The sequence below is a fragment of the Bacillus sp. N3378-2at genome, from assembly GCF_033412715.1.
Classification (GTDB): Bacteria; Bacillota; Bacilli; order Bacillales; family Bacillaceae; genus Bacillus; species Bacillus subtilis.
Genome location: NZ_CP117986.1, coordinates 205,736 through 221,086, shown reverse-complemented (window position 1 = coordinate 221,086; position 15,351 = coordinate 205,736). Strand labels below are relative to the sequence as shown.

11 protein-coding genes and 2 pseudogenes are annotated in these 15,351 nt (G+C 43.0%); 5 read left to right on the top strand and 8 right to left on the bottom strand.

Annotated features, from left to right (window positions below; genetic code table 11):
* Window positions 1–104 precede the first annotated feature (104 nt).
* Together oatA and PUN35_RS01080 are read left to right on the top strand one after the other, a co-directional pair.
* Window positions 105–2,011 (top strand): annotated as a pseudogene (oatA, locus tag PUN35_RS01085) (peptidoglycan O-acetyltransferase OatA).
* A 133-nt stretch (window positions 2,012–2,144) separates the two neighbouring features.
* Window positions 2,145–2,435 carry a YrhK family protein gene (locus PUN35_RS01080; RefSeq protein WP_087614863.1) on the top strand — a complete coding sequence of 97 codons (291 nt, stop codon included), beginning with the start codon at window positions 2,145–2,147 and terminating at the stop codon, window positions 2,433–2,435.
* Between the two features lie 243 nt (window positions 2,436–2,678).
* On the opposite strand, the pseudogene cypB reads toward PUN35_RS01080, so the two are convergent.
* From cypB to PUN35_RS01045, 7 genes and pseudogenes are all read right to left on the bottom strand, one after another.
* A pseudogene (gene cypB, locus PUN35_RS01075) lies at window positions 2,679–5,843 on the bottom strand (bifunctional cytochrome P450/NADPH--P450 reductase CypB).
* A gap of 15 nt (window positions 5,844–5,858) precedes the next feature.
* Window positions 5,859–6,443, bottom strand: a complete 585-nt coding sequence (gene fatR, locus PUN35_RS01070) for a transcriptional regulator FatR (RefSeq protein ID WP_021480200.1) — start codon at window positions 6,441–6,443, stop codon at window positions 5,859–5,861.
* Window positions 6,444–6,664: 221 nt separating this feature from the next.
* The gene (locus PUN35_RS01065; protein ID WP_014480403.1) at window positions 6,665–7,207 is read right to left on the bottom strand and encodes a class I SAM-dependent methyltransferase; all 543 of its coding nucleotides are present in this window, start codon (window positions 7,205–7,207) and stop codon (window positions 6,665–6,667) included.
* A gap of 186 nt (window positions 7,208–7,393) precedes the next feature.
* Window positions 7,394–7,552, bottom strand: a complete 159-nt coding sequence (locus tag PUN35_RS01060; protein WP_003229817.1) for a hypothetical protein — start codon at window positions 7,550–7,552, stop codon at window positions 7,394–7,396.
* A 156-nt stretch (window positions 7,553–7,708) separates the two neighbouring features.
* Complete coding sequence (locus PUN35_RS01055; protein ID WP_004399102.1) at window positions 7,709–7,858, bottom strand: YrzI family small protein; 150 nt, start codon at window positions 7,856–7,858, stop codon at window positions 7,709–7,711.
* 387 nt (window positions 7,859–8,245) lie between these two features.
* Window positions 8,246–9,046: a formate/nitrite transporter family protein gene (locus PUN35_RS01050; RefSeq protein ID WP_014480405.1), complete on the bottom strand. Its 801-nt coding sequence runs from the start codon at window positions 9,044–9,046 to the stop codon at window positions 8,246–8,248.
* 261 nt (window positions 9,047–9,307) lie between these two features.
* On the bottom strand, window positions 9,308–9,676 hold the full coding sequence (locus tag PUN35_RS01045) for a Na-translocating system protein MpsC family protein (RefSeq protein WP_003229814.1): 369 nt from the start codon (window positions 9,674–9,676) through the stop codon (window positions 9,308–9,310).
* Between the two features lie 315 nt (window positions 9,677–9,991).
* Here PUN35_RS01045 and fdhF point away from each other — a divergent pair, with 315 nt between their 5' ends.
* The 3 genes from fdhF (at window position 9,992) to PUN35_RS01030 (ending at window position 14,919) form a co-directional block, all read left to right on the top strand.
* Window positions 9,992–12,934, top strand: a complete 2,943-nt coding sequence (gene fdhF, locus PUN35_RS01040; protein ID WP_072592607.1) for a formate dehydrogenase subunit alpha — start codon at window positions 9,992–9,994, stop codon at window positions 12,932–12,934.
* Window positions 12,935–12,952: 18 nt separating this feature from the next.
* A complete protein-coding gene (locus tag PUN35_RS01035; protein WP_014480407.1) occupies window positions 12,953–13,435 on the top strand; it encodes a helical membrane plugin domain-containing protein in 483 nt (160 codons plus the stop codon).
* 131 nt (window positions 13,436–13,566) lie between these two features.
* A complete protein-coding gene (locus PUN35_RS01030) occupies window positions 13,567–14,919 on the top strand; it encodes an IS1182 family transposase (protein ID WP_014478984.1) in 1,353 nt (450 codons plus the stop codon).
* Window positions 14,920–15,051: 132 nt separating this feature from the next.
* Here the strand turns inward: PUN35_RS01030 and PUN35_RS01025 are convergent, their stop codons facing one another.
* Window positions 15,052–15,282, bottom strand: coding sequence for a YrhC family protein (locus PUN35_RS01025; protein WP_014480408.1), 231 nt, complete (start codon window positions 15,280–15,282; stop codon window positions 15,052–15,054).
* Window positions 15,283–15,351 lie beyond the last annotated feature (69 nt).

Sequence of the window (15,351 nt, the reverse complement as noted above, 5' to 3'; positions counted from 1 at the left end):
ACATCCATCTAAAGATTATGGATGTTTTCTCTCTTCTCTATTCGAGGTCGTAACCTCGCTATCAAAAACAACGAGAATATTTGCATACTATTGGAGGAATACCCATGTATCACAAGACACAGCATCATCGATACATCCCTGGACTTGAAGGCCTTCGCGCTTTTGCCGTCCTGTCAGTTATCGCTTATCACCTAAATTTCAATTGGGCTAACGGTGGTTTTATCGGAGTTGATATCTTTTTTGTTTTATCCGGATATTTGATTACATCTATTCTATTACCGGCATATGGAAATGATATCAATCTTGATTTTCGGGATTTTTGGGTGCGCCGCATTCGGCGGCTTCTGCCGGCGGCTTACCTTATGATCTTTTCCACTGTTGTGTGGGTCGTATTGTTTGATCGAGAACTATTACACACTGTACGTGGAGATGCGATCTCTTCTCTCTTTTATATGAGCAATTGGTGGTTTATTTTTCACAAGCTATCATTTTGATAGTTTCGGTTCCCCATCACCTCTAAAAAACCTTTGGTCGCTGGCGATTGAAGAACAATTTTATATCATATGGCCGATGTTTTTAGTTGTTGGAATGTACATAATGAAAAGCCGCGCCAGATTGGCTGCGGTGATATCATTGCTTGCGCTTTGTTCAGCCGTAATGATGAGCGTACTGTATGAAACTGGCGGAGATCCGAGCCGCGTTTACTATGGCACAGACACTCGTTCGTTTGGACTTCTCATCGGATGTGCCTTGGCTTTGGTTGGTATGGCCGATGAAAAGGCTGTCTTCCAACAGGCTGCCTAGCAAACTGAAGCACACTTTGCACGCGACTGAATTTTCGGCATTTTGTATTTTAGTGTTGTGTGTCTATTTCACAGATGAATACGAGCCTTTTCTTTACAGAGGCGGAATGCTATTCATTAGCGTAACTGCCGCAATCCTTATTGCATGTGTTTGCCATCCGAGCAGCTTTTTAGGCAATCTGCTTTCATGGAGGCCGCTTCGGTGGCTTGGAGCGAGGTCTTACGGAATTTATCTTTGGCACTACCCTGTTATTGTGTTAAGCACGCCAGTTCAAGAAATCGGAAACCCTGTTTTTTGGCATATCGTGCTAAAGGTCATTGTGACATGTATACTTGCCGAGCTTTCCTATCTTTTTATTGAGAAGCCGGTACGGACACAGGGATTTAGGCCATTTTTCCGCCGTGTTTTGATACATAGAATCAAGGAATGGAAAACGACATCTGTCATCAGCAAAATGTCAATTGGTTTCATTATTTTCGCTATACTTATTTTTGCAGGCGGGCTGTCAGGGCTAGCCGGAGAGCAAAAGCATCCTACTAAATGGACCTATAGCTCACAAGAAACAAATGCTGACACCAGCCAGGCTTCTGGGGATAAAAAGAACGCTGCAGCAGATAAAAAACACAATCCTGAACAAAAAACAACAGATTCCATTCAGGGTCAAAAGGAAAACAAAGATAGTGGGCAAGAGACTCATAAAAAGAAAGACACGCAATCTCAACAGACGAAAGAACCCGCAGATACTGCGAAAGAGGTGTTAGCTATAGGAGATTCCGTCATGCTTGATATTTCTTCACACCTGCGTCAGTCACTTTCACATGTGACGATTGATGGAAAGGTAGGAAGACAAATGTCTCAAGCTTTGGAACTCGCAAGGGAGTACAAGTCTTTTAATCAGCCGAACAAGGCTGTCATCATTGAGCTTGGAACCAATGGCTACTTTACAAACAGCCAAATCGAACAACTGCTTCAATCTTTCTCAAAAGCCCATATCTATCTTGTCAATACACGGGTTCCCCGCCAATGGGAAAGCAAGGTAAATGAATCTTTGCAGCAACAGGCCCACGCACATCAAAATGTTACGTTAGTTGACTGGCATACAGAAGCTCTTCAGCATCCGGAATATTTTACCCCTGATGGTGTTCACTTGGTTCCTAAAGGGGCAAAAACTTTGACTGCTCTTATTGTTCAGGCGATGAAATCGTAAAAAAGAGATTCTATGCGGATCACTTTTTCACTTTAGTTTCTGATCGTTGATTATGTCTCCTTTCAGCAAGGCTGCCCTTATGTTTACATTCCGTTTACGTAAGGGTAAGCCAAAATAGAATGGAGGGATGATGGTGACAGTAAATGAAGAACATGACTTCCAAAAAGAGCTGAAACGATATGAACTTTTTTTCAAAAAACGATATAAGATTCTTTATACAGTAAACGATTTTATCATTGGTGCTTTGTTTCTCGTCGGGAGCTTTTTCTTTTTTTATGACCGATTAATGTCGGCAGGGATATGGCTGTTTGCGATCGGAAGTTTGCTGCTGTTAATTAGGCCGACCATTCGGCTGATTCATGACTTTCATTACCGTAAGCATGTGGAACAGCAATTCAAGCATCAATCTTCAACAGATGACTGATCTTAAGGAATAAGCAAGAACAAAATGCCAAAAGCCTGAGTTGAAAATCAAAAACAAGACTTTTAGACTATTCATTTTTAAAAATAAGGCAAAAAGAACTAAACTTTTGCCTCTGCATGCCGATATGAATAATAAGGCCGGCGCGATACTCCCTATAACATCCTTTTCAGTAGATTTCATTATCGTGCCGGTTTTCTCATATGCAAAGCAATCCCGCCAATCAGATTGGCGGGATTTTATATTTTACATTCCTGTCCAAACGTCTTTCACATAACGTCTTTGATCTTGCAGCTTTTGCAGCCATTCAGCTGATTCTTCCTGACTTGCTCCTTTTTCAGCTTCATACGCCAATCGCAAAGTCTTCTCTACATCAGGAGCCATTTGTGATCCATCACCGCATACGTAAATATGAGCCCCTTTTTCAATGAGTGTCATCAATTTCTGCGTATCTTGCTTGAGCAAGTGCTGGACATATTCTTTTGGTTCGTTTTTGACGCGCGAGTAGCATCGGCGGATTGTGACCAAACCTTCCTGTTCCGCTTGATCCAGCTCTTCTCTGTAAAGGTCGTCATGGTCCGGGCGGCGGCAGCCGAAGTATAAAAGTGCTTCACCAAGGGTGCTTCCTTCCTTCTTCAAAACCGATCTTGCCTGAATAAAGCCCCTGAATGGCGCAATTCCTGTGCCCGGCCCGACCATAATCATAGGCGTTTCAGGCTCATCCGGCATCTGGAATCCGGACTGCGGCGTACGAATGAAGCAGGCTGCTGCATCACCTGTATTCAACTCTGCTAAATAATTAGAGGCGACACCCCGGTATTCACCTCGGCCGCTCCATGCTGAGGCTTTCACAACTCCTACCGTCATGCTCACGATATTTGCATGAACTTTCGGTGAGCTTGAAATGGAATAGTATCTCGGTTTTAGTGATGGCAAAAGTGCTAAAAACCGTTCAAACGGCATTTCGCAAGCAGGATAATCCTCTAAAAAATCAAGCATGGTAAGACGTTTTGCAAGTACCTGCTCTTTGTAAATGCCATCATCTGAAACGAGCTGTTCCAGCTCTTTTTGATGCGGCGGACAAACTGTATAAGAGGCCAGCTCCCGAAGCTGAAGCCTTGATGCCGGTTCCTGCAGCTCTACATAGGACGACAATAAATCCGCAACTTTGATCGGCCGATCCATCGGCAGATGAGCCATATGAGCGCTTCCGCTTACTTTTATCACATGATTGGACTGCAAACCGAATCGGCTGAGAACCCGCTGAACAAGCTCCCTGCTGTTCTTCGGCAGGATTCCGATATGATCGCCTTCTTTATATGTTTTACCAGCCGGAATTTCCAATTCAATATGGCAGGTTGAACGCGTGCTGTCAGCTGTCTGGAGTTCTCGATTCTCTAACACAACCCCTTCAAACGCGCCATATGCTTTAGCAACCGGCGTTTCCGTCGCTTCACTGAGAAAAGCAATCGATAATGAAGGCCTGTCTTCTTTCTGGGCTATTTCGTTAATATCAAATGCGTCCATCGTTTCCTTCCAGAAGCGGTTTTCCCAAGACTCGCGATGGCTTTCAAAATCATCGGCGGCGTCACCTTCCCCAATCTCTGTTAAACGCGATGCCCCCTTTGCTTTCATCATGTCATCAATCAGGCGGGGAATCCGCTGATACGTGCTGGCCCAGCTCCGGTTCCCGCAGCCGAATACCGCATAGGAAACACCTTTCAATTGGCCTTCCTCAAGCTCTTTCAGCCACTCTACAAAGCCGGCAGCATTATCAGGCGGCGACCCATTATAAGAAGCCGTTACAATGACGACTGCCCCTTCTTCAGGGAGCTTGCCGATATAATCATCAAGCGGAGCCGTTTCAGCTGTAAAGCCCATCTGGCGGCCTTGAGAAGCCAATTCATCGGCTATTCCCTCAGCTGTCCCAAGGTTTGAACCGTAAAGAACGAGTAAAGGTGTGCCGTGTTTAGGTTTGGTTTCTTTTGGCTTTGTTTCTGCTTTGATTTCTGCCTGTTCTTTTCTCTGTACATTGATTGCCGCTGTTTTCCGCGGTTTCACAGTAATTTTAAAATCATCCGGCTTGATCGTTAATGCTTCTTTGATTTTTAGTTCGTAGCCAGTATGGTTAATCAATTCAAAATGCTTTAATACAAGACCGAGAACCATTGTCGCTTCTTGAAGAGCAAACTGCATGCCAATACAAGCGCGCTGTCCGTTTCCAAACGGCTTATACGCATGGTGAGGGATACTTGAAGGATCCTCAAACCGTTCCGGACGGAAATCTTCCGCATCCGGCCCCCAAGCGTTTTGGTCCCGGTGCAGTTTTGGAATTAAAACAGTGACTGGCTGCCCTTTGCTGATCGGATATTCCCCGCCTAGAACAGTATCCTCCTTCGCATATAGAGAAAAAGCCGGAGCTGTTGGATACAGTCTGAGGGTTTCATTTAAAACCATCCGAGTGTATTTGAGCTGCTGGATTTGTTTATATTCAGGCGTGTCATCCGTTAACACGCGATCCGCTTCCTCCTAAGCTTTTTTCAGTTTTTCCGGATGTGTAAGCAGACAATAAATCGCAAAGGAAAGCAAACCGCTTGTTGTCTCATGTCCAGCAATTAAAAATGTGATGATTTGATACCTTATGTTTTCATCATCCAGCGTTTCACCGGTTACTGGATCTTTGGCATAAAGCATGAGAGACAAGAGATCCTTGATGTTATCATCCGGATTCGCCTTTCGCTCCGCTATCATTCTATCAACCAGGGAGTTCATGACTTCTATATCCTTTTGAAACTGCAGCTTCGTTTTCACCATCATCTTATCTTGCAGGCCCAGTCTTTTTGATTGATTCATCGCCTCTTTTAAGGCACGGAGCATACTGGTGATAAACGGATGCTGTGAATCACGGTAAAAGCTGTTGAATCGATAGTTAAACCCGCATAACCCAATCGTATCAAGCGTCAGACGTGTCATATCGTCTGCTACATCAATTTCTTCATTAGGGTTTAACCGGCTCCATTTTTGAATCAGCTGGGTTGCGATATCCAGCATCATAGAATGGTAGCCTTTCATCGCTTTTTGACTAAAACTCGGCAGCAAAATGCGGTGGGCTTTTTGCCAGTTCGGTTCGTGCGTCCAACTTGTAAATAAGCCATCTCCCCCGAATTCGCGCACCTTTTGCAAGCCTTTGCCAAGGTTCTTGTCAAAGCGGCTTTCATCACATACTTCAGCCACAAAATTGTGGCCCGAGACAAAAACACTGGATACTCCCGGAAAATCAAAACGGAAAATCGGCCCCAATTCATCAGCTATCCGCCATAAGGATTGAGAAAGCTGTTCTTTTTCCAGATGCGGAAGATTTTTTAAAGGTCCGTATGTTTTGGGCTGAGGTATTGCGCTTGCCTGTTTCATTAACATCTCCCTTTCCTATTTTTGTGATGAATGAAGCTTAATGGCGTCCCAGCAGCATTGTTCCAATTCAGTAATTAAATCAGTGTCCATCTCTATATCACCTGTTTGAACGAGCTGATATATCTTGAGAAACGCCCCTAATACAATCGCAATTAACACATTAGAGGGCAGGCTGCGAATCACGCCTTCCGCTTTTCCCTTATTAAAATAGTCATCAAGCATTTGAGTCAGATTTTCTATCATTTTTTTGCTTGTATGATTTAAGTAATGAGCATCTTTTTTTGTTTCAAGAAAAAAAAGCGCATAGTCGCTCTCTTTCGTAAACTGAACGAGACAGCAAAATACGTGGTGAAAGCCTTCTCTGACAGGCAATTCTGAAACGTCTTGCTTCAGTTTTTCCGTAAATCGCTGGATGCTTTCTTGAAACAGTACGTTAACGAGTGTTTCTTTGCTGTCAAAATAACGATAGATCGTTCCTGTCCCTACATGAGCACGTTCAGCTATCATAGGAATAGTGGTAGCGTCAAAACCCCTTTCCGTAAAAAGTGAGACTGACGCTTTCATAATCATGTCGTATTTACTGCTGGATGCGGATAACATGTAATCTACAACCTCCGATTCGTTTGCGGAATGAATATTCATTCCTTTTATTCATAAATAATATCTGCCCTATCTGATATCACCTCTTTGTTCTTTCTTCTGTTATAAGTTTATATGAAAAAAACTTTTTTTAATATAAAGTATATGCAAAAAATAAAAAATTAAGAAAATATACCCAAATCCTAATGCGAGGATCTTGGATATATTTCCCGAGAAATTTTTTATTTAACAGCCATAATACATAGACAGGAATCACGCCTGATAACAGAAAGATCCCTGAAATGCTGGTCTTTCAGCAGTTGAATATACGTTTTCTTTTTTTCACCGGTATTTGTGTCAATACTGATATAAAACCGGCCGTCAATTTGAAGCACCCTGTAAATTTCTCTTAATGCAAGCCTAATATTGGTGCAGCTTTGAACCGTATGTAAAGAAAAGACTTTATTAAAGGTACGGTCATCAAAGGGAATGTCCTCTGGATAGCCATGAAAAACCTCCCCGTTCCCCATGTTCTTTCGATTCGCACGTGATATCTGTCTTACCTTTCGTTTTGAAGGATCAATGCTTTTTAGGCTTCCCTTTTTTAGTTTCTTGGTTATGCTTTTAAAGACAGTGCCGTTTCCAATTCCAATTTCTAAAATTCTGTCATTTTCTTGTATATCTATAGAGTCAATCATCATATGCTCAATTGTTTTGGTTAGCTTATATTTCCGAGAAAATAATTTCCAAAAATCCGATCGTTTATAGAGTCTATTTTCTAGCATTTTAAACACCTGCTTTTGGTTTCCTATGTTTATTTATTATATTCAAAAAATAAACATCATCTTCATTCTAAAAGTGAAGGAAGGTACCAACTAGACGGCAATGTATTGAAAAATGTTTCAATAGAACTAAACTTTTTCATTTTTTTCCGCAAAAAAGCAGAAAACAAAATGTTTTCTGCCCTCTCTCTAATGCCAATGATAAGGGAATACATACAGCCTTTGCTGCTGCATTGCCATCAGCCTCTGCTGTCGGAATGGATTTCCATAACCATGTTTGAAGGAATGCGGCATGGACGCATAACCATGGCCAATCGACGGCAGTCTTTTTTGATAATCGTTCATCATGCCATCACCTGCCTCACAGTAACGTTGATTTATTGTATGCAGGCAGGCATTTTCTTGACAGCTGTTTCGCTAAACTTGGTCCTTCTCCATAGTATAATGCATCAATAGTTCCATTCTAAGCATATGCCATTCCCCCTTCAGTTTTTTTCGTTGCTTTTAACGCCAGTTTGTTAAATAAAGATGCTTTAACTGAGACTCTTTCATTTCATCATAAATCTGCTCAATCTGCTGTTCTCGTTCGAATTCTTCCAGGCTTTTAAACCGTTTTTTAATCGTTAACGTTAAAAAGAATAGGTTAATCGTCATATCACTCACCCCCTTTCAAAGTCCGCACAAGCGAAATAACCCGCGGCACACTCTTCTGCTGCGGGCAAATAAAAACCGCAGACAAAAGAAGACACCAATGCCTCTACTGCCTGCGGGGAGTTGCGTATGTCCGACTATTCCGAATTTAATGCGTGCGATAAGCATCGGTTAAGGAAGGACACGAACTCTTCCACAGGCTGAATAAACTATGAACTTTTACATGTGTATCACGTACAGGTTGACGTCGTTGTCTCATTGTCATTTTGGTTCAGCCTCCTTTGCTTTTTTCTTACTTTGTAAGTATATCCACCAAATTCCATTTTGTAAACATCTTTTTCTAAAAATGGACGGAAATTGTGCAAATCATCGAATGGATTTGCCCGTTGGTCATGACACCTGCTTCATTTCTTTTCTGGAGCGGTCTTTCTTATGATATGCAATAAAATAAATGAGACCGACAAATACAGCTCCGCCGATGACATTACCGATAAAAGCCGGAATGATGTTTCCGATGAACTGCCCCCACGTGAATGAGCCTGCAAAAATGGCAGCAGGAATCACAAACATGTTGGCGACAACGTGCTGAAATCCGATAGCCACAAAAGCCATGGTTGGGAACCAGATGCCAAGGATTTTTCCTGCTGCGTCTTGGGCGCCGAAAGAAAGCCACACTGCAAGACATACAAGCCAGTTACAGCCGATGGCGGAAATGAGAACCTTGCCAAAGCTCATATCAAGCTTTCCTTGGGCAACGGCAATCGTTTTTTCTAAATAAGGACCTGTTTCAGTCAATCCAACCAAATGCCCGAAAAAGTACGCAACAAACAATGCGCCGATTAAGTTCATAATTGTGACGATTCCCCAGTTAATCGCTAACTCTTTTACTGATATTTTTCTCGAAAATAACGCCATCGCAACTGACATCATATTGCCTGTGATCAGTTCAGCGCCAGCGAGAACGACAAGGATCAGACCGACGGGAAATACTGCTGCACCAATCAAACTGGACAGGCTCCCCCATTCTTTCGGAAGATCGCCGATTACCCTGATATCAAGCAAATACCCAAGCGCAATAAATGCACCGCCTAAAAACCCCAGCGCAAGCAGTGACGGCAACGGGAGCTTTATTTTTTTCATCCCTGCTTCAATTGCTGCTTCCGCTATTTCATCCGGTTTTCGAAAAGCCATAATAAAACGCCTCCATTACTTCTTCTTTACTCACAGTTATGCAAGAAAGGCAATAAAAAAGGCAGCACTCAAATAACCTGTGTCAAACCAGGCGTTTGAATGCTGCCTAACTTGTATGCATACCCATACAACAATATCAAGCAGTATGAAGATATTGAAAGAGAATATATACAGTTCGTGCATACATTCCATTGCTTTAGCCTTCTATAACTGTAGCAACATCATATCAAATGTGACAAATTTGTGTCAATGACAAATATACTAGCTTTGCAGAACTTCTTTTTGCTCATCTATTTTTCGGTCAAAAACAAATACAGATACAGCGATGTTTTCCTCAATTTTAATATCAGAAAACAAATGGACTAGCTTAGCTCCCATGAGTTCCTCCATTCCTTCCGGCGTTTGTTTGGAATAAAGGTCTTGAATCAAGCTTGTCCGGGCCGCATGCACCATCTCTCTTCCTTCAGGCGTGCGGGCGATAAACTGCTCGCTTGCACTCAGATTTCCGTACAGTGTTGAAACTGCCATGTTTTCTACAAATACAGTATGAATTCTCTCAGGCCCTTTTCCGAACAATTCTTTGCGAAGTTTTCGAATGATATCATTGAATTCGTGAATTTTTTTAGACATGCTGATTACCCCTTCCGATATTGCCTTATAAAGGCTTTTCCCGGTTCCCCTTAGGACATTTCACTTGGTTAAAATTTTCCTGCCATATTGTATTATAATAAATATCACATTATAATAAAAGCAGTGTTGATGGATTTGTAATAGGATCTTGTTATGAGTCTATCGTTTTATAAAAATCAAGGATTGGTCTGTTAGTAAGACTTGCTAGTGAACTATTCCGCCATGTGTGTTTACACCTTCTTAGAATTAAGGGCAGGTGTATCTATACATGGCTTTTTTTGACTTCTTGAAAGAAAGATGGAGGGGAATATGAATATGATGGACGGTAAGTCGATCAGTGTCCGTGTAGACGGAACAGAAATTCAAGCACGAGCAGGGGCCACAATATTAGATATTTTAAATGAAAACGGAATTGAGTACCCGCAGATTTGCCACGTACCAGAGGTTGACCCGATTCAAACTTGTGATACTTGCATAGTAGAGGCAAACGGCAAGCTGGTTCGTTCATGCGCGACGGTTGCAGAAAACGGGATGTCTATTGATCTATCAGGAAATCGAGTGAAAGAAGCGCAAACCGAAGCGATGGACCGCCTTCTTGAAAATCATTTGCTGTATTGTACAGTTTGCGATAACAACAATGGAAACTGTACGCTGCATAATACAGCGGAAATGATGGGGATCGAGCATCAAAAATACCCATACACGCCAAAAGAAGATCCTTCTTGCGCAGTTGATATGTCTCATCCTTTTTACCGCTATGATCCAAACCAATGTATTGCCTGCGGCCAGTGTGTTGAGGTCTGTCAAAACCTTCAGGTAAATGAAACACTCTCAATCGACTGGGAACGCGAACGCCCTCGCGTCATTTGGGATGAGGGAGTTCCGATCAATGAATCTTCCTGTGTCAGCTGCGGTCAGTGTGTCACAGTATGTCCATGTAATGCACTGATGGAAAAATCAATGCTCGGGCAGGCTGGCTTTATGACAGGGATTAAAGAGGACGTCATGGAACCGATGATTGACCTCGTGAAAAATGTTGAACCGGGGTATGGCAGCATTTTTGCCATTTCTGAAGTCGAAGCGGCAATGCGTGAAACGAGAACGAAAAAAACGAAAACTGTATGTACGTTCTGCGGTGTCGGGTGTTCATTTGAAGTATGGACAAAAGGACGGGATATTTTAAAGATCCAGCCTGTTTCTGATGCTCCGGTTAACGCGATTTCCACATGTGTCAAAGGGAAATTCGGCTGGGATTTCGTCAATTCTGAGGAGCGAATCACAAAGCCTTTAATCCGTAAAAATGGAGCCTTTGTGGAATCTTCTTGGGAAGAGGCCCTCGATCTTGTCGCAAGCAGATTAGGATCAATTAAAGAGCAGTACGGTAAAGGCTCTGTCGGGTTTATTTCTTCTTCTAAAATTACGAATGAAGAAAACTACGTCATTCAAAAGCTAGCGCGTCAGGTATTTGAAACAAACAATGTCGATAACTGCTCACGCTACTGCCAGTCTCCTGCTACAGACGGATTGTTCCGCACTGTCGGCATGGGCGGTGACGCTGGCACGATTAAAGATATTGCCAAAGCCGGTCTCGTCATCATCGTCGGCGCCAATCCGGCGGAAGGACACCCGGTGCTCGCAACACGCGTCAAACGGGCGCACAAGCTTCACGGTCAAAAACTGATTGTTGCCGACCTGCGTAAAAATGAGATGGCCGAGCGATCTGATCTGTTCATCAGCCCTAAACAAGGCACAGACCAAGTCTGGCTGATGGCTGTTACGAAATATATGATCGACCAAGGCTGGCACGATCAGGCGTTTATTGATGAGAATGTTAATTACTTTGAAGATTATAAAGAAACTCTTAAAACGTATACGCTTGATTATGCAGAACGCATCACAGGCCTTTCAAAAGAAAACATCATTCAAATTGCTGAAATGATCCGTGATGCTGACGGTACTTGTGTCCTTTGGGGAATGGGTGTCACACAAAATACAGGCGGTTCTGATACATCAGCAGCCATTTCAAACCTGCTTCTCGCTACGGGCAACTATCGCCGTCCAGGTGCCGGCGCTTATCCTCTGCGCGGACACAATAACGTGCAAGGCGCATGTGATATGGGAACATTGCCTGGCTGGCTGCCGGGATATCAGCATATTACAGATGACAAGGCCCGCGCTAAATTTGAAGAGGCATATGGTGTCGAGATTGATGGAAAGCCTGGTTTAGATAATATTCAAATGCTTCATGCCATTGAAGAAGGAAAAATGAAAGCTATGTATCTTGTCGGTGAGGATATGGCACTGGTCGATTCAAACGCGAACCATGTGCATGATATTTTATCAAGCCTTGATTTCTTCGTGGTACAGGACATCTTCCTGTCAAGAACAGCTCAATATGCTGATGTCGTCTTGCCGGCCACTCCTTCACTTGAAAAAGACGGAACATTTACCAACACAGAACGCCGTGTCCAGCGATTGTATCAGGCGCTTCCGACGCTTGGTGACGCAAAACCGGACTGGTGGATTATTCAAGAGGTGGCAAACCGTTTAGGAGCGAATTGGAATTACAGCCATCCAAGTGACATTTTCTCTGAAATGGCGAGTCTTTCTCCTCTGTTTGCCAAAGCAAGCTATGAGGTGCTTGAAGGCTGGAACAGCTTCCTATGGGGCAGCTTCACAGGTGAAAGCACACCGCTTCTGTATGAAGACGGATTTAATTTCCCTGACAAAAAAGCCCGCTTTGCCCTTTCTGATTGGACCGAGCCAGCGGCATTTCCGGAGGAATATGACCTTCATATCAATAACGGCCGGATGCTGGAGCATTTCCACGAAGGAAACATGACAAATAAATCGAAAGGCATCCAAGCGAAAGTGCCAAATGTATTCGTTGAGATCTCACCTGAGCTTGCACAAGAGCGAGGTGTTTGTGACGGTTCGCTTGTACGGCTCGTTTCTCCGTTCGGAGCAGTCAAATTGAACGCGCTGATCACAGACCGGGTACGGAAAAATGAACTCTATTTGCCAATGAACTCGACAGACAAGGAGTCAGCAATTAACTTCTTGACGGGCCCTGCAGCTGATAAACGGACGAACACGCCTGCTTATAAACAGACAAAGGTCCGCATGGAAGTGCTTGGCGGCTGTGAAACAGCGCCGCTTCCAAAAACAAATCCGCGCAACAAAAAACGGCATCCGCAAAACGGAGTCGAAGCAGAAAGAAAATGGAACCGCCCTGGCTATGTCCATCTGACTGATTAAACGATAGGAGGAAAACGAATGGCCACTCCGATTACGACGATCAAAAAAGAAACAAAAACAGCTGAGCAAATTAAGCTTGAAAAAATAGAAGAACTGAAAGAGCTGCTGGCGGAAAATGAGGACGCCGTCTCTAAAACGATGACGTTAATGAATGAACTCAATGATCTTGGAATTTTTGATGCGGCAACAAGCATGCTCAGAGCGAAGGAAGACATTGCCAAGATTGCGCTTGGCCAAGTTTCCCGCGAGCCTGTCACCAACCTCATCAACACGATGATGGCCGCCGGAGGCGCATTGACAAAAGCCGATCCTGAGTTTACAGCAAAGCTTTTAGAAAGCGTAATGGCTGGGACTGAACAGGCACAAAGCTTTTTAAAAGAAGACAAGAAAGTCGGGGTTCTCGACCTGTTAAAAGCAATGAACGACCCTGACATCAACAGAGCCGTCGGCTTCGGCCTTCAGTTTTTAAAAGGCATGGGAAAAGAACTTCGAGAAAAATAACAGAAAAACAGCCATCGCTGATGATGGCTGTCAGGCTGTCGAGAAAATCTCGACAGCCTTTATTTTTCTTTAAAATATCCATTCTTCTGTAATAAAATAAAAGAAAGACTTAAAAGGACGGTGTCTTTCTCATGTTCCACACAAGAAACTCTTCTCAAAACACAGCCGAATTTGTTCTGCTTGACCAACTCGTTGAAGAGGATCACCTGCTTCGGAAAATTGATAAACACATAGACTTCTCTTTCATCATTGAAAAGGTGAAACCTTACTACAGTGAAAACAAAGGCCGCCCCTCACTTGATCCGCTTATTTTATTTAAAATGATGTTTATCGGATACCTCTATGGTATCCGTTCAGAAAGACAGCTTGAAAAAGAAATTTACTACAATATGGCGTACAGATGGTTTCTCGGATTGAACATAAACGACCCGGTTCCACACCACTCCACCATCAGCTGGAACAGACGCACACGCTTTAAAGATACAACCATCTTCCAAGACATTTTTGATGAGATCGTTCTTCAGGCCATCAATCATGACATGGTGGGCGGACGAGTCCTATTCACCGACTCCACACACCTTAAAGCCAATGCCAACAAGCATAAATACACAAGAAAAACAATTGCGCAGGATACCCAAAACTATATCAAGGATTTAAATGAAGCCATTCAAGAGGATCGGGAGGAACACGGAAAAAAACCATTAACAGCCAAAGAGGAGGTGAAAGCTGAAAAAGAGATCCGCCACAGTACAACCGATCCGGAAAGTGGCTATCTGTATCGTGAAAACAAACCAGAAGGTTTTTTCTATTTAGATCACCGCACAACAGATATGAAATACAACATTATCACCGATGCCTACGTCACACCTGGAAATGTCCATGATTCTGTGCCTTATCTTGACCGATTAGACCACCAAATCGCACGATTTGGTTTTCAAGTAGAAGCCGTCGCCCTTGATTCCGGATATTTAACGACTCCGATCTGTAAAGGATTATCTGACCGCCAAATCTTTGGTGTCATCGCACATAGACGTTATCACCCTATCCGAGGCTTGTTTCCAAAATGGAAATTTCATTATGACAGTGAACAAGACAGATACATTTGTCCAAATCACCAAACACTTACATACTCAACAACTGACCGAAAAGGCTACCGGTCATATAAATCAAATCCTGAAATATGTTCCTCATGCCCACTGCTTGAAAACTGTACAAAATCAAAGAATCGGCAGAAAGTGATTACTCGACATGTATGGGAAGATCATAAAGAAAAGGTCAGACAAAATCGCTTGTCTGTTTCAGGAAAAAACCTCTACAAAAAAAGAAAAGAAAAAATAGAGCGAAGCTTTGCAGATTCAAAACAGCTGCATGGGCTTCGCTATTGCAGGTTGAGGGGAAAACGAAATGTGAGTGAACAAGTTCTCCTCACAGCCGCATGCCAGAACATGAAGAAGATTGCCACATACCTAGCCAAGCAGGGCTAGGCATGTGGGAGCGCTTTTTCTGCATCTGAAACCTGATGAATATCTAAAGAAACTGTATAAAACAAAAAAGCTTGTAGAAAAAACGTCGTTTTCTCTACAAGCTGACAGCCATCGCTGATGATGGCTGTTTTTTTATTCGTCAGCTTCTTCCAGACGCTTCTTGTAAATAAGTGAACGGTCAGCGCAAAAGAAGGCACCGGCTAAAAATACGCAATCCGCTAAAAACATCGTCGATTTCTGGCCTAATGTTAAGCCTTGATCAGGGAGAACTGCACCTATATATAAAAAAGTGCTGACTGCAAGCAATGTAAAAGCAAAATGCTTGTAGTCTTCTTTTAAAGATTTCATTCTATTTTTGTGCAAAAGAATCACCTGCCAGATTCATAGTATACGACTATTATAATATAATCCGGCGGCTTACAGAGAAAGTAA